Origin of the sequence: Naasia lichenicola (assembly GCF_004801885.1) — a bacterium.
Taxonomy (GTDB): Bacteria; Actinomycetota; Actinomycetes; order Actinomycetales; family Microbacteriaceae; genus Naasia; species Naasia lichenicola.
This window is the reverse complement of record NZ_SSSM01000005.1, coordinates 736,891-755,613: the sequence shown is the minus strand read 5'-3', so window position 1 is coordinate 755,613 and position 18,723 is coordinate 736,891. Positions and strand designations below refer to the sequence as shown.

The 18,723-nt window shown below is 69.0% G+C and carries 20 protein-coding genes; 9 read left to right on the top strand and 11 right to left on the bottom strand.

Annotated elements, in window-relative coordinates:
- Positions 1-33 precede the first annotated feature (33 nt).
- Genes E6C64_RS14540 through E6C64_RS14520 form a run of 5 tightly spaced genes read right to left on the bottom strand, consistent with a single transcriptional unit; the run spans position 34 to position 4,544 of the window.
- Positions 34-1,050: an ABC transporter substrate-binding protein gene (locus tag E6C64_RS14540; RefSeq protein ID WP_136428194.1), complete on the bottom strand. Its 1,017-nt coding sequence runs from the start codon at positions 1,048-1,050 to the stop codon at positions 34-36.
- On the bottom strand, positions 1,047-1,979 hold the full coding sequence (locus tag E6C64_RS14535) for an ABC transporter ATP-binding protein (protein ID WP_136428193.1): 933 nt from the start codon (positions 1,977-1,979) through the stop codon (positions 1,047-1,049). The genes E6C64_RS14540 and E6C64_RS14535 overlap by 4 nt, the downstream gene beginning before the upstream one ends.
- The gene (locus tag E6C64_RS14530) at positions 1,976-3,088 is read right to left on the bottom strand and encodes a FecCD family ABC transporter permease (protein WP_199241045.1); all 1,113 of its coding nucleotides are present in this window, start codon (positions 3,086-3,088) and stop codon (positions 1,976-1,978) included. The genes E6C64_RS14535 and E6C64_RS14530 overlap by 4 nt, the downstream gene beginning before the upstream one ends.
- Positions 3,085-4,146 (bottom strand): FecCD family ABC transporter permease, encoded by a 1,062-nt coding sequence (locus E6C64_RS14525; RefSeq protein WP_136428192.1) that lies wholly within the window; start codon positions 4,144-4,146, stop codon positions 3,085-3,087. The genes E6C64_RS14530 and E6C64_RS14525 overlap by 4 nt, the downstream gene beginning before the upstream one ends.
- Before the next feature lie 59 nt (positions 4,147-4,205).
- Positions 4,206-4,544, bottom strand: coding sequence for a UBP-type zinc finger domain-containing protein (locus tag E6C64_RS14520; protein WP_136428191.1), 339 nt, complete (start codon positions 4,542-4,544; stop codon positions 4,206-4,208).
- A 140-nt stretch (positions 4,545-4,684) separates the two neighbouring features.
- Here E6C64_RS14520 and E6C64_RS14515 point away from each other — a divergent pair, with 140 nt between their 5' ends.
- The 4 genes from E6C64_RS14515 (at position 4,685) to E6C64_RS14500 (ending at position 8,782) form a co-directional block, all read left to right on the top strand.
- Positions 4,685-5,434: a 3-hydroxybutyrate dehydrogenase gene (locus E6C64_RS14515; RefSeq protein ID WP_136428190.1), complete on the top strand. Its 750-nt coding sequence runs from the start codon at positions 4,685-4,687 to the stop codon at positions 5,432-5,434.
- A complete protein-coding gene (locus E6C64_RS14510) occupies positions 5,431-6,339 on the top strand; it encodes an alpha/beta fold hydrolase (RefSeq protein ID WP_158437873.1) in 909 nt (302 codons plus the stop codon). The genes E6C64_RS14515 and E6C64_RS14510 overlap by 4 nt, the downstream gene beginning before the upstream one ends.
- Positions 6,340-6,453: 114 nt before the next feature.
- Complete coding sequence (locus tag E6C64_RS14505) at positions 6,454-7,527, top strand: alpha/beta fold hydrolase (protein ID WP_136428188.1); 1,074 nt, start codon at positions 6,454-6,456, stop codon at positions 7,525-7,527.
- 208 nt (positions 7,528-7,735) lie between these two features.
- Entirely contained in the window at positions 7,736-8,782 is a 1,047-nt protein-coding gene (locus E6C64_RS14500) for a hypothetical protein (protein ID WP_136428187.1), read from the top strand.
- Between the two features lie 20 nt (positions 8,783-8,802).
- On the opposite strand, the gene E6C64_RS14495 is transcribed toward E6C64_RS14500, so the two are convergent.
- From E6C64_RS14495 to E6C64_RS14480, 4 genes are all read right to left on the bottom strand, one after another.
- On the bottom strand, positions 8,803-9,870 hold the full coding sequence (locus E6C64_RS14495; protein ID WP_158437872.1) for a CHAP domain-containing protein: 1,068 nt from the start codon (positions 9,868-9,870) through the stop codon (positions 8,803-8,805).
- A 178-nt stretch (positions 9,871-10,048) separates the two neighbouring features.
- Positions 10,049-10,546, bottom strand: coding sequence for an HNH endonuclease (locus tag E6C64_RS14490; protein WP_136428185.1), 498 nt, complete (start codon positions 10,544-10,546; stop codon positions 10,049-10,051).
- 398 nt (positions 10,547-10,944) lie between these two features.
- On the bottom strand, positions 10,945-11,904 hold the full coding sequence (locus E6C64_RS14485; protein WP_136428184.1) for a C40 family peptidase: 960 nt from the start codon (positions 11,902-11,904) through the stop codon (positions 10,945-10,947).
- Positions 11,905-12,363: 459 nt separating this feature from the next.
- Positions 12,364-13,056 (bottom strand): iron-dependent transcriptional repressor DtxR, encoded by a 693-nt coding sequence (locus tag E6C64_RS14480; RefSeq protein ID WP_136428183.1) that lies wholly within the window; start codon positions 13,054-13,056, stop codon positions 12,364-12,366.
- 144 nt (positions 13,057-13,200) lie between these two features.
- On the opposite strand from E6C64_RS14480, the gene serC reads away from it, so the two are divergent.
- Positions 13,201-14,310, top strand: a complete 1,110-nt coding sequence (gene serC, locus E6C64_RS14475) for a phosphoserine transaminase (protein ID WP_136428182.1) — start codon at positions 13,201-13,203, stop codon at positions 14,308-14,310.
- 10 nt (positions 14,311-14,320) lie between these two features.
- Positions 14,321-14,563 carry a DUF2530 domain-containing protein gene (locus E6C64_RS14470; RefSeq protein WP_136428181.1) on the top strand — a complete coding sequence of 81 codons (243 nt, stop codon included), beginning with the start codon at positions 14,321-14,323 and terminating at the stop codon, positions 14,561-14,563.
- A gap of 45 nt (positions 14,564-14,608) precedes the next feature.
- Here the strand turns inward: E6C64_RS14470 and E6C64_RS14465 are convergent, their stop codons facing one another.
- Positions 14,609-15,319, bottom strand: coding sequence for a DUF3027 domain-containing protein (locus E6C64_RS14465; RefSeq protein WP_136428180.1), 711 nt, complete (start codon positions 15,317-15,319; stop codon positions 14,609-14,611).
- Entirely contained in the window at positions 15,312-15,695 is a 384-nt protein-coding gene (locus E6C64_RS14460; RefSeq protein WP_136428179.1) for a cold-shock protein, read from the bottom strand. The genes E6C64_RS14465 and E6C64_RS14460 overlap by 8 nt, the downstream gene beginning before the upstream one ends.
- Positions 15,696-15,819: 124 nt before the next feature.
- On the opposite strand from E6C64_RS14460, the gene E6C64_RS14455 reads away from it, so the two are divergent.
- The 3 genes from E6C64_RS14455 to E6C64_RS14445 all read left to right on the top strand — a co-directional run bounded on the left by E6C64_RS14455 (position 15,820) and on the right by E6C64_RS14445 (position 18,662).
- Positions 15,820-16,107: a hypothetical protein gene (locus E6C64_RS14455; RefSeq protein ID WP_136428178.1), complete on the top strand. Its 288-nt coding sequence runs from the start codon at positions 15,820-15,822 to the stop codon at positions 16,105-16,107.
- 95 nt (positions 16,108-16,202) lie between these two features.
- Positions 16,203-16,895, top strand: coding sequence for a response regulator transcription factor (locus E6C64_RS14450; RefSeq protein ID WP_136428177.1), 693 nt, complete (start codon positions 16,203-16,205; stop codon positions 16,893-16,895).
- Between the two features lie 60 nt (positions 16,896-16,955).
- Entirely contained in the window at positions 16,956-18,662 is a 1,707-nt protein-coding gene (locus tag E6C64_RS14445) for a sensor histidine kinase (protein WP_136428176.1), read from the top strand.
- Positions 18,663-18,723 lie beyond the last annotated feature (61 nt).

Sequence of the window (18,723 nt, the reverse complement as noted above, 5' to 3'; positions counted from 1 at the left end):
GGGCCCTCCGGGCCGTTCACGAGAGAGCGTCGGTCAGGAGACCTTCACCGAGCTGCGGAGGATCTCAGCGAGCTCCTCCATGTGCGCCGCCTGCGACGCGTAATCGAGCGCCGCGCTCTGCCAGGTGTGCACCTGTCCGGCCTTGAGCGCTGGCGAGTCGGCGAAGGTCGGCTGCGCCGCGAGGTCCTCCTGCTGGAAGCCCTCGATGTTGGTCAGCAGGACGTCGCCGGTCATCATCTGGCCGACGTTCTCCCAGCTGTAGATGTCCCAGTAGTAGTCCCCATCGGGGTTGAGGTTCGTGAAGTCGACGCCGAACTGGCCGTAGAGCTGGGTCTCCGGCTCATCCTCCGGCTTGACGACGTAGATGCCGTCGGCATCCGCGTAGAGCTGCGTCACTTCGAGGCCGGTCTCCTCGGACGCCGCCTGAAGGTCCGCTGATGCGGCATCGAACGCCTCCTTGGCCGTTGCCACCGCCTCATCGCTGGCACCCAGGGCTTCGGCGAGTGAGTTCATGCTCTCCACCACTTCGAGGCCGTCGCCGCCGATCTCGATCGCGACGATCGGGGCGATCTTCTCGAGCTGGGCCTGCTGCTCTGCGTCCGCCAAGCCATAGAGCGGACCCTCGAGGTCGAGCGTCCCCTCGCGGTCGGTCGGATAGATTCCCGTCACGATGAGGTCGGGCGCCGCTTCCGCGAGCGCCTCCAGGTCGACCTCGCCGTACGAGTTGCCGACGATGGCGGCATCCGAGATGTCGTAGTCGTCGAAGCGGAAGTCGCTCGCGACGTCGACCCGGCCGAAGATGGCGACCGGGCTGATGTCATAGCTGAGCAGGCCGATCGCGTAATCGGCGTAGCTCGCGATCCGCTCCGGCGCGGCATCGAGGGTGACGGTCTTCCCGGTGTCGTCCGTGTAGCTCCATCCCCCTTCCGCGGCGGCGTCGCTGGTGTCAGCGGGTGAGCCGGTGGACGAGCAGGCCGTGAGCGCGAGCGTCGCGGCGAGCAGGGGGACGAGGATGCGGGCGGGGCGGCGCAGCGCCTGAGCTGGGTTCACAAGGTTAGGTTAGCCGAACCTAATAACGAGCGCATCACGGAGCCCTCCTCCGTCTCGAATTCCACCGGAACGACCAACGGCGTGCCGGTTGCGGGATCGGCGATCACAAGCGCCTCGAGATCGAAGGCATCGTGCAGCACCTCCGGGGTGAGCACATCCCATGGCGCCCCGTCGGCCAGCACCCGGCCCCGGCCGATGACGACGAGGCGATCCGAGAACCGCGCGGCGAGGCTGAGATCGTGCAGCACCATCACCACGGTGGAGCCGCGCTCTCGGTTGATCCTGCGGACGAGACGCAGCACGTCGAGCTGATGGCTGAGGTCGAGGAAGGTGGTCGGCTCATCGAGAAGGATGGTCGGAGCCTCCTGCGCCAGCACCAGAGCGATCCAGGCCCGCTGCAGCTGGCCTCCGGAGAGCGATCCGGCGTCGCGGTCGGCGAGCTCGAGCAGTCCGGTGGCGGCGAGCGCCGCGTCGATGATCGCCGCGTCCCCGGCGGTCCACGGACGCCAGAGGCTCTGATGAGGGTGCCGTCCGCGCGAGACGAGGTCGCGCACCGAGGTCGCTGTCGGGGTGAGCGGCTTCTGCGGGAGGATCGCCAGCTGACGCGCCACGGCGCGGGCCGACTGCGACCGCATCGGCGTCCCATGCAGCTCGATGGTGCCGGCAGTCGGGCTGAGCAGCCTGCCGAAGGCCTTGAGGATGGTGGACTTGCCGCTCCCGTTCGCTCCGATCAGCGTGGTGATCTCGCCCTGCCCGACGCTGAGGTCCAGGCCCTCGAAGATCACGGCCTTGTCGTAGGCCAGGGTGATGGCCCGCGCCTGGAGCGCTACCCCGTCCGGGCGCGCGCCCTGCGGGCCATCGGTCCCGTCGTCGGCCGTCGTGCTGGCGGGCGTGCTGGCGGGCGTCGGGTTCTGCGACGTTGCGGTCATCGGAGTGTCTCCCTCTCCTTGCGTCGGGTGAGCAGCCAGATCAGATAGGGCGCTCCGACGATGGCGGTGATGATGCCGACCGGCACCGGGGACGGAAGCAGCGCACGGGCGATCAGGTCGGCGCCCACCACGACGAGCGCGCCCATGAATCCGGACAGCAGCAAGGGCGGCCGCCCGGTGCCGGCGATGCGGCGGGCGATCTGCGGCGCCACGAAGGCGATGAACTCGATCGGCCCCGCCGCCGAGACCGCGGCGGCGGCGAGCACGACCGCGCAGGCGATCACGATGATCCGATGCCGCTGCAGAGCGACTCCGAGGCCCGTCGACATGTCGTCGCCGAGTCGGCCGATCTCGAGCGCAAAGGTCTGGGTCATCGCGATCGGCGTGACGATCAGCAGCACGACCACGACCGGGACCACGCTGGTCCAGGAGATCCCCGACAGGCTTCCGGCCAGCCACTGGGACGCGGTCGCCGCCTCCACCAGCTGCGCGCGGGCGATGAACCAGCGGATCAGGCCCATCAGAGTCGCGGTGGCACCGATGCCGATGAGGATGAGGCGGAAGCTGTCGACCCCGCCCTTCCAGGACAGCCCGTAGACGATGGCGGCCGTGATCAGCGCCCCCAGAGTGGCGGCGAGCGGCACTCCGAGCGAGAGCGTTCCCGCTCCCACGGCGTAAACGCCGCCGGAGAAGACGATGACCGCGACGGCTCCGAAGGCGGCACCGGAGGTCACGCCGATGATGTCGGGGGTGGCGAGCGGATTGCGGGCGAACGTCTGCGTGAGGGCACCGGCGATTCCGAGCGCGCAGCCGACGACGAGTGCGCCTGCCACGCGAGGCAGCCGCAGCTCGAAGACGATGAGCTGCTCCGCGCCGGTGCCTGCGCCCAGCAGGGTGCGCAGCGCGTCCGGGATGGTCAGCGAGGAGGACCCGGCGACGATGCCGAGGAGCGCGACGAAGACGACGACGACCAGCACGACGACGGTCACGACCAGGACCTGCAGGTCGATGCGGCGCCCCAGGATCCGCAGCTCCCGCCGCCGTGCTCCCCTACCCGGCGAAGCAGCGGTGGGTGCCGCCGTATCCGCTCGAACGTCCGTGCCGGTCACAGTGCCGCCATCCGTCCGCGGCGCACGATGACGATGAAGACGATGCCGCCGAGCACGGTCAGCACTACTCCAGACGGGACCTCCGAGGTGCCGCCGATCATCCGTCCGACGACGTCGCAGAGCAGCAGCACGACCGCGCCGACGAGGCCGGAGGCGGGCAGCAGCCGGTAGTGGTCACCGCCGACGAGCGCCCGCGCGATGTGCGGCGCCGTCAGACCCACGAAGCCGATCGGCCCCGTCACGGCCACGGCGCTCGCGGTGAGCAGGGTGATCGCGGCGAGGCCCACCAGCCGGGCGCGCAGCAGGCTCTCCCCCAGTCCTTGAGCGAGCTCGGTGCCGAGCGAGAGGCTGTTGAGCGACCGGACGTTGGCCGCTGCGAAGATCAGGCCGACCACCGCGAAGGCGACGACGGGCTCGGTGCCCGCGAGCTGCCTGCTCGACAGGGCGCCGACGACCCAGATCCGATAGGCGGCGAGCGTCGTCTCATTCGCCAGCACGAAATAGCTGGTGACGGCGATCAGCAGCGACGAGACCGCGTAGCCCGCGATGGCGAGCGGGACCGGGCTGGCGATGCCGCGGCCGATCGCCGCGATGGCGAAGACGAGGATGCTGGCGACCACCGCTCCGGCCAGTGCCAGCCACAGCGTCGCCAGGACGGAGGTGGTGCCCAGGACGTAGATCCCGCCGACGACGGCCAGGCTCGCTCCCGCGGAGACGCCGAAGATCCCCGGGTCGGCGAGCGGGTTGCGGGTCTGACCCTGCATCACGGCTCCGGCGATGCCGAGGCAGAACCCGACGAGCAGGCCGAGCACCGTCCGCGGCACCCGCGAACCCCAGACGATGGCACCGGCATCGCTCGCGGGGTCGACCAGCCGGCCGACGACGGACACAGGGTCGATGAGGTTGCTGCCGAGCATGAGGCTGACCACTGCGGCGATCAGGACGCCGGCACCGAGGATCGCGAAGGCCAGGACCGGCCCCGATCGGCGGTAGCGCCCCTTCCCCGGAGCGCCCACGGGTCGGGCAGCCGCTATTCCAGTCGCCGATACGCCGAGCATCGACTAAGCTTAGCCTTACCTAATACGGTCCTCCACTGCCCCCGTCCGAACCCGCTGGATCAGTTGAGCAGGGACTCCCAGTCGGCAGGAACGCGCTCGGCGGGCGCGGGAACGGGCTGGTCCTCCGGGTGGCACTGCGGGTCGGGCACCGCGGGTCCGAGGACGAACGCGTCAGTGGGGTAGCTCCAGTACCAGCCCTCCCCCGGCTCGAACGAGCGGATCACGGGGTGCCCCGTCTCCCCCGCATGCTTGGTGGCGTGCTGATTCGGAGAGGTGTCGCAGCAGCCGATGTGTCCGCAGTCGACGCAGCGGCGCAGGTGCAGCCACCAGCTGTCCGTCGCGAGGCACTCGACGCACCCGGTGCCGGAGGGGACGGGGAACTTCTCGTCGGCTGACATGGGTCGAGCGTAGTTCTCACGCGTCCTGGTCCGCGTTCCGGATCCGGTTCTCCCGACGAATCGAGCACGGACGCAGAGCCCCTGAACCCTCAAATTGCGCGGCTTCGACGCCCGGACCAGACTGAGCACCGGAGGTCGCGATGACGGGGAACCTTGCAGGACGACGCGCGCTGGTCACCGGCGGCGCGAGCGGGATCGGAGCTGCCTGCGCCACGGCGCTGGCCACCGCCGGCGCTCACGTCACCGTGGCCGATCTCGACGGATCCGCCGCGGAGAGCGTCGCCGAGCGGATCGGCGGAAGCGCCTGGCAGGTCGATCTCAGCAGGCCGTCGGAGCTGGACGACCTGACTCTCGACATCGACATCCTCGTCAACAACGCCGGCGTGCAGACGGTCAGCCCCATCGAGGAGTTCGACCCCGCGCGTTGGCGGTTCATCGTGGATCTCATGCTGGTGGCGCCGTTCCAGCTGATCCGCGCCGCCCTGCCGGGGATGTACGAGCGCGGCTTCGGACGCATCGTCAACCTCAGCTCGGTGCACGGGATCCGAGCGAGTCCGTACAAGTCCGCCTACGTCTCCGCGAAGCACGGACTGGAGGGGCTCTCCAAGACGACCGCCTTGGAGGGCGGCCCGCACGGAGTGACCAGCAACTGCGTCAATCCCGCCTACGTCCGCACTCCCCTGGTCGAGAAGCAGATCGCCGACCAGGCCCGCATCCATGGGATCCCGGAGTCGGAGGTCGTCGAGAAGGTGATGCTCACCGAGAGCGCCATCAAGCGGCTCGTCGAACCGGAGGAGGTCGCCGACCTCGTGCTCTGGCTGGTCGGCGACACCGCGGGGATGGTCACCGGATCGTCGTATTCGATGGATGGCGGATGGTCGGCCCGATGAGCGACGCGACGACCGAGCCCCGCCTCGTCACTGTGGACGTGGAGGGCGGAGCGCTCACCCTGGCCGAGTGGGGCCCGCAGGAGGCGACGACCGCCGTGCTCGCCATCCACGGCATCACGGCCTCGAGCCGATCCTGGCCGCTGCTCGCCGAGGCGCTGCCCGACGTGCGCATCCTCGCTCCCGATCTCCGCGGTCGGGCGAGGAGCAACGCACTTCCCGGACCGTACGGCCTGCGTCAGCACGCCGCCGATCTCCAGCGCGTGCTCGACGCTCTCGGCATCGATCGGGTCGTCGCGATCGGGCATTCGATGGGCTGCTTCGTCGCTGTCGAGCTCACCGCGCACGAGCACCGGGTGGCGGAGCTCATCCTGGTCGACGGCGGCTTCCCGCTGCAGCTGCCCGTCGGACTGCGCCTCGAAGACGCACCGTCCGCGCTGCTCGGCCCGGCGTTCGAGCGACTGCGGATGACCTTCCTCACTCGCGCCGCCTACGCCGACTACTGGCGCCAGCACCCCGCGTTCGCCGCGGACTGGAGCAGCACCGTCGAGGGATACCTGGACTACGACCTCCAAGAGTCGGACGGCGGATTCGCGCCATCCTCCAATCCCGAAGCGGTTCTCGCCGACTTCGGCGACCAGTTCGGCCCCGATTGGTACGTCCACGACCTCGGCTCGATCGAGGCGCCGATCACGGCGATCCGGGCACCGCGCGGTCTCATGAACGAGGAGCCGGGCCTCTACCCGCCGGGCCGCATCGAGAGCTTCCGCGCCACCCTGCCCGATCTGCGCATCGTCGAGGTCGCCGACGTCAACCACTACACGGTGCTGATGTCGCCGCACGGAGCCGCCGTCATCGCCGAGCAGCTGCGCGATGCGCTCGATCGCGTGATGACCCGCGCCGACTGACGCTGGCGACTGACCACGTGACCGCCCCTGGCGGGCTGACCCCGCACGCCTGACCTGGACCTGCCCCATCCGCTCCCCCGAAACCATCCGCATCACCCGAACGAAGGAGTTCCCATGCAGACGATCCTCGGCGGCATCACCGCCTCGCAGATCAGCACCCCGCGGCTCACCGCCCAGGTCCTCGAGCGCTCGGCGATTGTTGGCTCATCCGACAGCTCCTCGGCCCCCGGTGATGCGAGGACCGTGGTGCTCGTGCACGGCAACGTCTCGTCGTCGCTGTTCTTCCAGCCGCTGATGCTCGCCCTGCCGAGCAGCATCCGCGCGGTGGCAGTGGACCTCCGGGGATTCGGCGGCAGCCAGACCCTGCCCATCGACGCCACCCGGGGAGTGCGCGACTTCTCCGACGACGTCGCCTCCGTGCTCGACGCGCTGGGCATCGGCGGCGCGCACGTCGTCGGCTGGAGCCTCGGCGGCGGAGTCGTGATGCAGCTGCTGCTCGATCGGCCCGACCTCGTCGCCAGCCTCACCCTCGAATCCCCTGTGTCGCCCTACGGGTTCGGGTCCACCGGCGCGGACGGCGCGATCCTCAACGGCGGTGCCGGCGCAGGCGGGGGCGGCGCCAACCCCGACTTCGTCGCGCGGCTCGACTCCGACGATCGCTCCGATGACTCCCCGACCTCGCCGCGCTCCGTCTACCGCAGCGCATATGTGAAGCGTCCCGAGGCCATCGATCACGAGGACCTCTGGGTCGAGTCCATGCTGACCACCGCGACGGGCATCGACAACTACCCCGGCAACTCCGCGGCGACGGACGCGTGGCCCGGCTTCGCACCGGGGACCACCGGAGTGCTCAACACTCTCGCACCCGGCAACTTCGACACCACCGCGATCGTCGGCATCCCGGCCAAGCCGCCCATCCTCTGGATCCGCGGCGCGGACGATGCGATCGTCTCGGACACCTCGTTCTTCGATCTGAACTATCTCGGCCAGCTCGGCGCGATCCCCGGCTGGCCGGGCGCCGACGTCGCTCCGGCCCAGCCGATGGTGTCCCAGACCCGCGCGGTGCTCGACGCCTACAGCGCGGATGGCGGCGCGTACCGTGAGGTCGTCTTCGAGGACTGCGGGCACTCGCCCCACCTCGAGCAGCCGGAGGGATTCGTCGCCGCGCTGGTCGAGCACATCGGCTGACCGCGGACCGACCGGTGCAGCTGCGAGCATTCGGGGTACAGACCCGCCCCCGGTCGCGAGCCCCCGAATGTAACCCGAGAGGGTCTCATCCCTTCGGGGGCTATGACTAAGCACCTCGTCACCAGGAGAATTGCCTCGGAGATCAAGCTTTTCGGCTTCCGCGCGGATGGGGGTCCGCCGCCGAAGGGAGATCTCCTTGGGGGTATCGATGTCGCTGCGAACAGCTTCCCCCCGCCCTGCCCGCACCATCGTCAAGGACGTGTCCGAGAGCTCGGCACGGCATTCCAGGTCGGCCATCGCGCCGCGGACGGTGGGGAGACCCGGCCGCATTCGCTCGTCGCAATCGCGCCCGATCGCAGCCCACGGGCACCTCGACACCGTCGAGGCGACCCAGCAGAAGGAGAGCACCGCGTCGGTCGTCTTCGGCCTCGGCGGCGCCTTCTGGCTCGTGCTCTCCCTCGTCAAGCCGATGGAGGCCGGTCCCGCGCTCTTCTGGACCTGGCTTCTGCTCGGCGCCTTCCTGCCTGGGGCCGCGATGCTGACTGCCCTCGTGACCCGTCTGCGCACCTTCCGCGACATGCGGATCCACCACTTCCTCGCCATGTCGATCATCGGCGGCATGCTGGCGCGCAGCCTGACTCTGGGCGCGCAGGAGATCCTCACCACGGCATGGCCGCAGCTCGGGCGAGGATGGGGCTGGCTGTTCACCGACGTCTTCGTGAACCAGACGGCTCTCGTCTTCACCACCCTGGCGTTCCTGGGGCTGCTCACCGGCGGCCAGATCACCGTTCGTCGTGCCATGTTCGTCGGCGGCGGCATCGGCACGGTCTTCTCGAGCTTCGAGCTCTTCCGCGAGCTGATGACGGCCACGATGGCCGGCGAGGACACGGCCACGATGTCCGTGCACATCCTCGAGCATGCGCTGCTGCTGCCGATCGATCATCCGCTCTGGACGTCACTGCTCGCCGGGGTGATCATCTACTCGCGACGGGTCAACACGCCTCAGGCATCGCTCAAGCGCCTGCGCATCCTCCTCGCCGTCCCCGTCGGCCAGGGCCTGACGACGCTCGTCACGGAGATCGTGCCGGGCATGGCTCCCGGCCTGCGGGTCGCCTGCCTTGCTGTGGCGATCGCCATCGGCCTCACGCTGTTCACCGCGTGGCGCAGCGTCATCCGCTACAGCGCGGACGAGGAGAAGGCGCCCCGCGAATACCTGACGCTCTACCGGCGTCCCGGAGCGCACGCAGTCCGCTGATCGACCGCGTGCCGCTCCGATCAGAGCGGCGGGGCGTAGAGGTACAACGCGACGTCGTCGACGCCGATCGTGCGGATGCCGTAACGGTGAGACGAGCCGTGGTTGTACTCCTCGATCGTCACAGTGCCGTCGCCGTTGACCGACTTGACGTAGGCCACGTGGTTGCCGTTGAACCAGGCCACCGAGCCGGCCACAGGGTCGGATCCGGTCTCCCAGCCGTGTGCGCGCCAGTTGGACGCCCACTGCGAGGCGTTGCCGCCGTTCGGGGTCAGATACGACCAGGCGTACTTCCACGGGGCGCCGGTCGACCCGGCATCGCGATTGAGGCGCCACGCCACGAAGTCGACGCACTCGCGGTAGTAGTAGCCGAGCGGCGACAGTCCGCCGCCCTCGACATCCGCCGCCTCATACGGCCACGGGTAGTCGTCGCCGGCGGCCGTCGCCCCTGAAGCGTTGTAGGCGGCGGCTCGGGCGGCGCGCGCGTTGTCGAGGCGGCGTTCGGCCATCTCCTCGTCGGTGGTCGCCTCGAAGCCACTCCTGCTGACCAGCTCCCCCGCGACGTCGAGCGGCACGGCGAGTGACTGCTCCCCGTTCACCGACGTCGTGAAGGTGGGGTCAGCGGAGAACGTCGATGAATAGGCCGGAAGGGCGGCCGTCGCGAACAGGCCGGGCACGGTTACCACGGCGGCCAGTGCGCAGATGAGGCGGCGGACGCTCGCCTTCGAGGTGCGGGGCTGTGCGCTGTAGCGAGGCACGACAGGCGCCGGCGCCGCCACACGGCCATATGCGGGAACGGACGCCGGCCGCGCGACGGCGGGCGGTGCCGATCGAGTCAGAGGACCGTCGATGATGCGTACGGGGCCTGTGCGGATATCGGCCGCACTGATCCTTCCGTTGCGCAGCTCGCGGCGCGTGAGGGGCTGCGGACCCGTGGCTGAGGGCCGCTGCTCAGCCTGATAGGGGGCGGGAGGCTGCGGGAGCCGCTGGGGAGTCTGCTGCTGGAACGGCTGCTGCGGGAACGACTGCTGCTGGCCTGCTGCTCCGCGCAGCGGCACGGGCGGCCGCATCGACGAATCGGGCTGGGTCAACGGATACTCCGGGTGGTCTCGGATCGCACAGGAGCGGCGATCCTCCATGTGTTCGGCCGGTGACGTGTCGGGCGGCGCGCGAACCGAACTCTTGCGAGGCTTTCACGATTGTCACGAATCGATCACGGACACGCCACGGAAGCGCCATCTCGGCGACGAAGCAGATCGCCTCGGAAGCTCAGGCGGCAGGTGCGAGGTACGCGTCCCAGTCGGGCTGCGGACGTTCGACGCCTCGGACCAGCCAGGCGGTGCCGCTGGGCATCCGCGGGTTGACGCGGAGCCGCCAGCCCATCTCGGCGGGGGTGCGGTCGCCCTTGACGTTGTTGCACCGCAGGCAGCAGGCCACCAGGTTCTCCCAGCTGTCCGCGCCCCCGCGGGATCGAGGGAGCACGTGGTCGATGGTCGAGGCGGAGTGACCGCAGTATCCGCACCGCCACGCATCGCGACGCAGGACTCCGCGTCGCGAGACCGGCACGCGTCGAGCGCCGGGGATGCGCACGTACCGGGTCAGCAGGATGACGCTCGGGCGCTGCCACTCCCCCGACGAGCCATAGATGGGGTGCTCCTCGTCCGACTCGACGACGACGGCCTTGCCGCCGAGCACGAGCACGACGGCTCGCTTGAACGAGATGACCGCAAGCGGCTCGTATCCCGCGTTCAACACCAGGGTGCGCATCGGTTGTCCTCTCGAAGCGGCCTGCACGGCTTGCAGGCATCCGATTCGTTGCGTTCCGGGAGGAGGAGATGAAGGGCTTCGGGCACAAAAAAGGGCACCGTCTAGTGACGGCGCCCAGTCCTGCATGCCCGAATCCGGCCGAAGCCGTCAGATATCAGGTCGAAACTGGATATCCGGCAGCTGTTCCCAGAACTCGCGAGCGCGCAGCTATCCACGGTTTGGATGCTGCGACTCGTTCGCACGGGATTCTCGCCCTCTCGGTGACGTGAGGACAGGGTAACCCAGGCCGACGACACCCCCGCACCGAGGGCGCGTCGATCCGCCAGCTGTAACACGATCTTCACCGGGCGTTCCCGCTCGGCGATCTCGTCGGCCAAGCCGACCTGCAGCGTGCGCGCCTAGATGCCGAGTCGCACGTAGTGGACCGCAGAGGTCCAGAGCGGCTGCACTCGCACCGACGCACCGGAGTACGGCGCATGCAGGATGTTGCCGTTGCCGGCGTAGAAGCCGTCATGGCTGCCGTCGTCGAAGACCACGAGGTCGCCGGGCTGAGCGTCTGCCGCGGAGATCTCCGTGCCGATCGCGTCCTGGCTCACGACGGAGTGCGGCAGGGAGATGCCGAACTGGGCGTAGACGTACATGACGAAACCGGAGCAGTCGAAGCCTGCAGGGGTCGCCCCGCCGTAGACGTAGGGCACACCCTGGTACTGGGAGGCGACGCCGTAGACGGAGTCGAGGCTGAAGCTCGGGTAGGGCGGGTTCGCCAGCAGCTCGGAGACGCTCGGGCCGGTGTACGAGGCCTTCGTCGCGGCAGCGGCGGCTCGGAGTGCCTCTGCGGCCGCTGCGGCGTCTGCTGCGGCCTGAGCCGCCGCCTTGCGCGCGTTGAGCTCGTCGACGGTGGTGGCCTGCATCACGTCGCGGTTCGCGACGCTCGCCACAGCGGAGGCATCGACATCGACCGACTGGGACTGAGTGGCTTTGAGCATCTCCGCCGGGTTGTAGTCGACCTGCGGGTCGGCGTTGGCCGCCGGGTCGAAGGCGTACGACGGCAGGGCGAGGGTGGCGATGAGACCGAACGCGAAGGTCATGACGACGACGTTGACGATGCCGCGGACGCGGGCCGCGCGAGCACTGCGGGGCTTGCGCGCCGGGGATGCGGTGCCGCTGGTGTCGGGGCGACGGGCGCGACCGCCCGCAGAGCGCTCGTCGCGCAGCGAACGGCGGCTCACACCGGCCAGAGCGGACGCGGCCTGGGCGCTGGCGACGTGTGGGTGCACGGCGTTCGAGCGCACCGATGGTGCCTCATGGGTCGATCCGCGTCGCGCGGACGCAGGGTCGTAGGTAGAGCGTGGGGCCAAGGTGGGATCTCCTCCGCTCCATGACGTCCTTCGGGGGAAGTCATCCTGTCCGCACGTGTTCCGTCGGGGTGAAACCGCGAGACAGGAAGGTGGAGCGCCGCGGTTTCCGGCCCGGCCGCCGGCCTTTCTGGCGATCGAGCAGCCCCCAGGCTATGTCAGCGGCTCGGCGCTGTCACACCTCGGCGCGCGCAAAGCAACGAACCGGTAACGAATTCCCGAAGAGTCGGTGCGTCGATTTGGAGGACCGCGCCCCCATACCAATCGGGGGCGCGATGCCCGTCGATCCCCGTCAATCCGGGGATCGACGTGGGACCACTCCGGCGGTCCGGAGAACTGCTGTCCCACGTACTGGGGGCGTCCGATCGCGCGCGAAAAAATTGTAAAGAATTTGAGGCAACGCCCTCAACCGAGGCTGGATCCGAGACCGATCCGGAACCGATGCGAGGAATCCGGCGCGGCTCAGGCGGCGACGAAGATGTGGCTCGCGACTTCATTGGGCAACTCGATGCCGTCTCCGAAGCCCTCGACACGGATGGACACGTAGCTGCCGACAGCCTCGACGGTCGCCTGAGCGCCCGGCTGCACGCCCGACTGCTTGAGCTGCAGGAGCAGCTCCGGGTCGAACTGCACCGGCTCGCCGAGACGGCGGATCGTGGCCGGACTCGGCCCGGACTGGGAACGGACGCGCTCGACGAGGCCGACGACGCCCTTCAGGAAGGCCACCGACGGGGCCATGCCGATGTCCGCCAGGTTGGGGATGGGATTGCCGTACGGGGACTCGGTGGGATTGCCGAGCATGTCGACCAGCCGCTGCTCGACCTGCTCGCTCATCACGTGCTCCCAGCGGCATGCCTCTTCGTGCACGAACTCCCACTCGAGCCCGATGACGTCACTGAGCAGGCGCTCGGCGAGGCGGTGCTTCCGCATCACATGCATGGCCTTCAGCCGGCCCCCCTCGGTCAGCTCGAGGTGGCGATCGCCCGAGACGATGACGAGGCCGTCGCGCTCCATCCGGGCGACGGTCTGCGAGACGGTGGGTCCGGAGTGCCCCAGACGTTCGGAGATGCGAGCCCGCAGCGGCACGATGTTCTCTTCTTCGAGATCCAGGATCGTCCGCAGGTACATCTCGGTGGTGTCGACAAGGTCTGTCACGAGGCCTCCACTCCACTCAGGTCGGGGCCCTAGCCTACCGGCCGGAAAGAGGGCATCCGCCTCGGCGGACGGCCTCCACGAACGGCACCGAAGAACGGCGCTGTCGAGCCGCCTCAGGTGCGAGCCCAATAAACTGACCGGACCATGCCCGATGTCGTCATCCCCGCCAAGCTCCGCCCCGCCGATGGACGATTCGGCTGCGGCCCGTCCAAGGTCCGCCCCGAGCAGCTGGAGCGTCTGCGCCGCGACTCGGGCCTGCTCGGCACCTCGCACCGGCAGAAGCCCGTCAAGGCCCTGGTCGGTCAGGTCCGCGCCGGACTCGGTGACCTGTTCTCCCTGCCCGACGGCTACGAGGTCATCCTCGGCGACGGCGGGTCGACCGCCTTCTGGGACGCCGCCGCGTTCTCACTGATCGAGAAGCGTGCCGAGAACCTCGTCTTCGGCGAGTTCGGCGGCAAGTTCGCCAAGGCGGCTGCTGCGCCATTCCTCGAAGCGCCCGTCGTCCGTTCGGCGGACCCCGGCACGCGCAGCTCCGTCGAGGTCGTCGACGGCGTCGACGTGTACGCCTGGCCGCACAACGAGACCTCCACCGGGGTGATGGCCCCCGTCAGCCGCGTCCACGGCGACCCTGGAGCGCTGACGGTCATCGACGCGACCAGCGCGGCGGGCGGCGCGGCTGTCGATCCGACCGAGTTCGACGTCTACTACTTCGCACCTCAGAAGAACTTCGCCTCCGACGGCGGGCTGTGGCTCGCGCTCTTCTCCCCCGCGGCGATCGAACGGGTGGAGCGGATCGCGGCCAGCGGGCGGTACATCCCCGACTTCCTCAGCCTCGGCAGCGCGATCGAGAACTCACGACTCGATCAGACGCTGAACACCCCCGCGCTCGCCACCCTGCTCATGCTCGAAGAGCAGATCTCCTGGATCAACAGCAACGGCGGACTCGGCTGGGCCGATGCGCGCACCCGCGAGTCCTCCGACCTGCTCTACGACTGGGCGACGCGCACCTCGGTCGCGACGCCGTTCGTCGCCGATCCAGCCGACCGCTCCCAGGTGGTGGTGACCATCGACTTCGACGAGTCCGTCGATGCGTCGGTGGTCGCCAAGATCCTCCGAGCGAACGGGATCGTCGACACCGAGCCGTATCGCAAGCTCGGCCGCAACCAGCTGCGGATCGCGACCTTCGTCGCCATCGACCCCGACGATGTCCGCGCGCTGATCGGCTGCATCGACTACGTGCTCGAGCAGCTCTGAGTCGGCCGCCATGCGCCTCTATCTGAAGGACAGCGAGCGACGGCCCGATCCCCGGCCCGTGCAGGTGGACGAGCGCCGAGCCGTCTTCGTCGGGCTGGTCGTGTGGATCATCGCGACGGTGATCTATCTCCTGGTCTTCGCCACCAACGGCGAGGCCGATGCAGGAGTGGTCTGGACCTGCACCGCGGGCATCGCCCTCGGGCTTGCGGGCCTCGTCTACACGGAGCGCCGCCGCCGCAAGCTCGGCCACTGACCCTCTCCGCGCGGCACGCCGCCGGGAGGATCTAGCGGACCCGATCTAGTAGGTGCGCTCCGCGAAGGGGTCGTCGTCCTCGGTGCCGGGCAGTGGCGCGAACGGGTCGATGTCGTCGTAGGCGTCCTCCGCGGAGGAGCCGATCACGGCATCGTCGGTCGGGTCCGGTTCCTCGAAGTCGACGGACTCGGCCTGATGCTTCGACACGGTGGCAGCCGGGGTCGGCCGCGCATCCTTGCCCGTGGGCACGAAGTCGAGGCCGTCGATGTCGTCGAGCTCTGCGTCATCGACGTCATCCTCGAGATCGTCTTCCAGATCGTCGTCGTCGTCGTCATCGTCATCGTCGTCGTCATCGGACTCGTCGTCATCGGACTCGTCGTCATCGTCGTCATCATCATCGTCCGAGTCGTCACCGTCGGACTCGTCGTCGGACTCGTCGTCTACCTCGGCCGTGTCCGCTTCGGTGACCCGATCGGACCACGGCACCCAGTCGGGCGCCAGGATGGAGCCGTCTCCGGGCAGCAGCTCGAGCTCGAGGACCGACGGCTGGTCGACACCGTCGATGACCGACACGGACACGGTCCAGCGCCAGTCGGGGTATCCCGGCATCGCCGAGGCGTAGAGCACGTCGACGACGCCGTCCTGGCTCTCCTCGACGCCGAGCAGGGCGCCGACGGTGGGCGCCTCGGTGATCTCCAGCAGCGCCGAGTGGGCGGCCGCGATCACCGCTGCGTCGGCCTCCGCCGAGTCACGCATCCAGTTCGTCCGCGACGCGGCGCAGCATGGCCGCGATCTTGTGCGTGTGCTGGCCCTCGGGGTAGCGGCCCCGCTTGAGGCCGGCGCCCACGCCGTCGAGCAGCTTGACGAGGTCCTCGATGATGACCGCCATGTCGTCGGCGGGCTTGCGCTGGGCCTTGCTGAGGCTCGGCGGAGCCTGGATGATCCGGGCGGACAGGGCCTGCAGGCCGCGCTTGCCGTCGGCGACGCCGAACTCGAGCTTCGTGCCCGCCTTGACCGCGGTGGTGCCGGCCGGCAGCGCCGACGCGTGGAGGAAGACTTCGCCGCCGTCATCGGAGCTGATGAAGCCGAACCCCTTCTCCTCGTCGAAGAATTTCACTTTGCCGGTGGGCATCTCGCCGCCTACTTCCTGAACCTCGGTGCCAATGCGGCCCCAATTGTACGTGGGACACGGCACCGCGGGGCACGGCTGCCGCCATCACGCGGGGATCGGGCGGAACCGGCCGTATCCTTGGTGCATGTCAGGTCGCAAGTCCGCCGAGCCCTCGCCCCACACGGGCACCTCCAGCGCGGAGCGCACCATCACGTTCATGATCGGCGCAGTGGGCGGGCTGTCCCTGCTCGCGTTCCTGATCATCCTGATCGCCAACTTCGCCGGCGTCATCTCGAGCGGCGCCGGTCTCTGGCCCGCCCTCGTCATGGTCCCCTACATCGGCTTCCCGATCACCATCCTGCTCATCGTGATCCTGGCCGTCCTGAACGCCCGGCGCCGGGCCCTCGACGAGCGCGCCCGCGCCAGCCGCTAGCCGCCTGTCCATTTCCAGCCGGCGTAGAGCCGAGCTCCTTCGCGCACACTAGAGACTCCCAGGTTGTGCTCAGCAGGCACGCAGAGAATAAGCGCATGGCTGATGGTCCCCGCATTCTCATCGTCGACGACGAACCCAATATCCGCGATCTGCTGACGACGAGCCTGCGGTTCGCCGGATTCGCCGTCCGCGCGGTCGGCAATGGCGCGGCTGCTATCTCGGCCGTCCTCGAGGAGGAGCCGGATCTGATCATCCTCGACGTCATGCTCCCCGACATGAACGGGTTCGGCGTCACCAAGAGGCTGCGGTCCTCCGGCTATACCTCCCCCATCCTCTTCCTCACCGCCAAGGACGACACCGAGGACAAGATCACCGGCCTCACCGTCGGCGGCGACGACTACGTCACCAAGCCGTTCTCCCTCGACGAGATCGTCGCGCGGATCAAGGCCATCCTGCGCCGCACCATGCATGCCGAAGAGGACGCGATCATCCGCGCCGGCGAGCTGACCATGGATCAGGACACCCACGAGGTGACGATCGGCTCCGAGTCGATCGAGCTCTCCCCCACCGAGTTCAAGCTGCTGCGCTACCTGATGCTCAACCCGAATCGGGTGCTGTCGAAGGCGCAGATCCTCGACCACGTGTGGGAATACGACTTCAACGGCGACGCGGGCATCGTGGAGTCGTACATCTCCTACCTGCGGCGCAAGCTCGATCAGTTCTCGGCCGAGCCGGTCATCCAGACCAAGCGCGGCTTCGGCTACATGCTCAAGGCCGCCAAGGCCTGAGCGGAGCCGGCCGGGCGCGCTCCCAGCCCGGCCCAGATCCGCCACTTACACTGATCGATCGTGCATGAGTCGTTGGTGGAGTGGTGGGGCAGCATCTCGCTGCGCACCAAGATCACCGGCGTCACCGTCCTCCTCCTGACCTTCGGCCTGCTCATCACCGGGGTGGGCACCCTCAGTGTCATGCGCAACTTCCTCTTCGACGAGGTGGACAGTCAGGTCACCGAAGCCGCACGGCAGCTGCCGAGCAGCTTCGTTGTGGAGACCATCGGCGAGGACGGCTCGGGACTGCCCAACACGTACCTCGTGGCGGCGGTCAACGGCGAGGGCCGGGTCGTCGAGGCGAACTCCACCTGGCAGGACGCCGACGTCGTGCCCGATGTCACCCACGTGACGCTGGAATGGGCCGTCAGCCACTCCGACTCGATCTTCACGATCCGCAACGACGACCGCACCTCGGAGTGGCGCGGTGTCGCGCTGCCCATCCAGCGCCGTGACAGCGCCGACAACTACGTCCTGGTCCTCCTGCTGCCGCTCGACACGACCAACAAGGCCATCGCGCGGATGTTCACGCTGTTCCTGCTGTTCGGCGTTGTCGTGGTGGTACTCGGCGCGGTGCTCACCCGGCTGCTGGTGACATCGACCTTCGGTCCGCTTCGCGAGGTCGAGAAGACGGCGGCCGCGATCGCGGACGGAGACTTCAGCCAGCGGCTCGGTGGGGCGACCCCCAACACCGAGGTCGGTCGGCTTAACCGATCCCTCAACACCATGCTCAACCGGATCGATCGGGCCTTCAGCGACCGCGCGCGCACCATCGAGCAGATGCGCCGCTTCGTCGGCGACGCCAGCCATGAGCTGCGCACTCCGCTCGTCTCGGTGCGCGGCTACGCCGAGCTCTATCGGATGGGCGCCCTGCAGAACTCCGAAGACGTCACGCAGGCGATGGATCGGATCGAGAAGGAGGCCATCCGGATGGGCGGTCTCGTGCAGGACCTGCTCGAACTCGCGCGCCTCGACGAGACCAAGCCGCTGCAGCTCGCGCCGGTCGATCTGCTCCCCCTCGCGAAGGATGCGGCGCTCGACGCGATGGCCTCAAATCCGGGCCGCGTGGTCAGCGTCGTGACCGGTCACGTCGCCGATCCGCCGACCGCGCCCATCTCGATCCTGAAGACCACCCTGCCGATCGGCAATCTCGACGCGTCGCTCGTCGACCTCGCCGAGGAGCCCACCCGCTCGGGTCGATCGGCGCAGGCGACCGGCGCGATCGCCCTCGCCGTCTCCCGTCTGCGTCGGCGATCGCGCACCGCCACCGGACTGCCCGTCGTGGTGGTGTCGGAGGAGGACGAGGCCGCGCGGTCGATGGACACCAGCGTGCCGGTGATCAGCGGCGAGGAGAACAAGATCCGCCAGGTGCTCACCAACCTGCTGGGCAATGCCGTGCGCTTCACGCCCGTCGACACCCCGATCGAGATCGTGGTCAAGTCGGATGCCGCTTCGGGGACGGCGACCATCAAGGTCGTGGACCACGGCGAGGGCATCCCCCCGCAGGTGCGGGAGAAGATCTTCCAGCGGTTCTGGCGCGCGGACAGCTCGCGCACCCGTGACACGGGCGGAAGCGGGCTCGGCCTGGCGATCGTCTCGGCCATCGTGGCCGCGCACAAGGGCACGGTCACCGTCGAGGAGACCCCGGGCGGCGGTGCCACCTTCCGGGTGATCCTGCCGCTCCTCAACAGCACGCTGGCCGCGGAAGTTATCCCCAACCCGAGCTGATCCGCTCTCCGGCCCTTCTACCGCTCCTAGTGTCGGGTCCCTCCGAGGATGGACCCCGGAG

Excerpts from the sequence above, each read along its gene's own strand:
- E6C64_RS14535 (WP_136428193.1), bottom strand. The coding sequence starts at position 1,979 with ATGACCGCAACGTCGCAGAACCCGACGCCCGCCAGCACGCCCGCCAGC.
- E6C64_RS14450 (WP_136428177.1), top strand. The coding sequence starts at position 16,203 with ATGGCTGATGGTCCCCGCATTCTCATCGTCGACGACGAACCCAATATC.
- E6C64_RS14525 (WP_136428192.1), bottom strand. The coding sequence starts at position 4,146 with ATGCTCGGCGTATCGGCGACTGGAATAGCGGCTGCCCGACCCGTGGGC.
- E6C64_RS14455 (WP_136428178.1), top strand. The coding sequence starts at position 15,820 with ATGTCAGGTCGCAAGTCCGCCGAGCCCTCGCCCCACACGGGCACCTCC.
- E6C64_RS14515 (WP_136428190.1), top strand. The coding sequence starts at position 4,685 with ATGACGGGGAACCTTGCAGGACGACGCGCGCTGGTCACCGGCGGCGCG.
- E6C64_RS14470 (WP_136428181.1), top strand. The coding sequence starts at position 14,321 with ATGCGCCTCTATCTGAAGGACAGCGAGCGACGGCCCGATCCCCGGCCC.
- E6C64_RS14510 (WP_158437873.1), top strand. The coding sequence starts at position 5,431 with ATGAGCGACGCGACGACCGAGCCCCGCCTCGTCACTGTGGACGTGGAG.
- E6C64_RS14465 (WP_136428180.1), bottom strand. The coding sequence starts at position 15,319 with ATGCGTGACTCGGCGGAGGCCGACGCAGCGGTGATCGCGGCCGCCCAC.
- E6C64_RS14500 (WP_136428187.1), top strand. The coding sequence starts at position 7,736 with ATGTCGCTGCGAACAGCTTCCCCCCGCCCTGCCCGCACCATCGTCAAG.
- E6C64_RS14520 (WP_136428191.1), bottom strand. The coding sequence starts at position 4,544 with ATGTCAGCCGACGAGAAGTTCCCCGTCCCCTCCGGCACCGGGTGCGTC.
- E6C64_RS14505 (WP_136428188.1), top strand. The coding sequence starts at position 6,454 with ATGCAGACGATCCTCGGCGGCATCACCGCCTCGCAGATCAGCACCCCG.
- E6C64_RS14490 (WP_136428185.1), bottom strand. The coding sequence starts at position 10,546 with ATGCGCACCCTGGTGTTGAACGCGGGATACGAGCCGCTTGCGGTCATC.
- serC (WP_136428182.1), top strand. The coding sequence starts at position 13,201 with ATGCCCGATGTCGTCATCCCCGCCAAGCTCCGCCCCGCCGATGGACGA.
- E6C64_RS14460 (WP_136428179.1), bottom strand. The coding sequence starts at position 15,695 with ATGCCCACCGGCAAAGTGAAATTCTTCGACGAGGAGAAGGGGTTCGGC.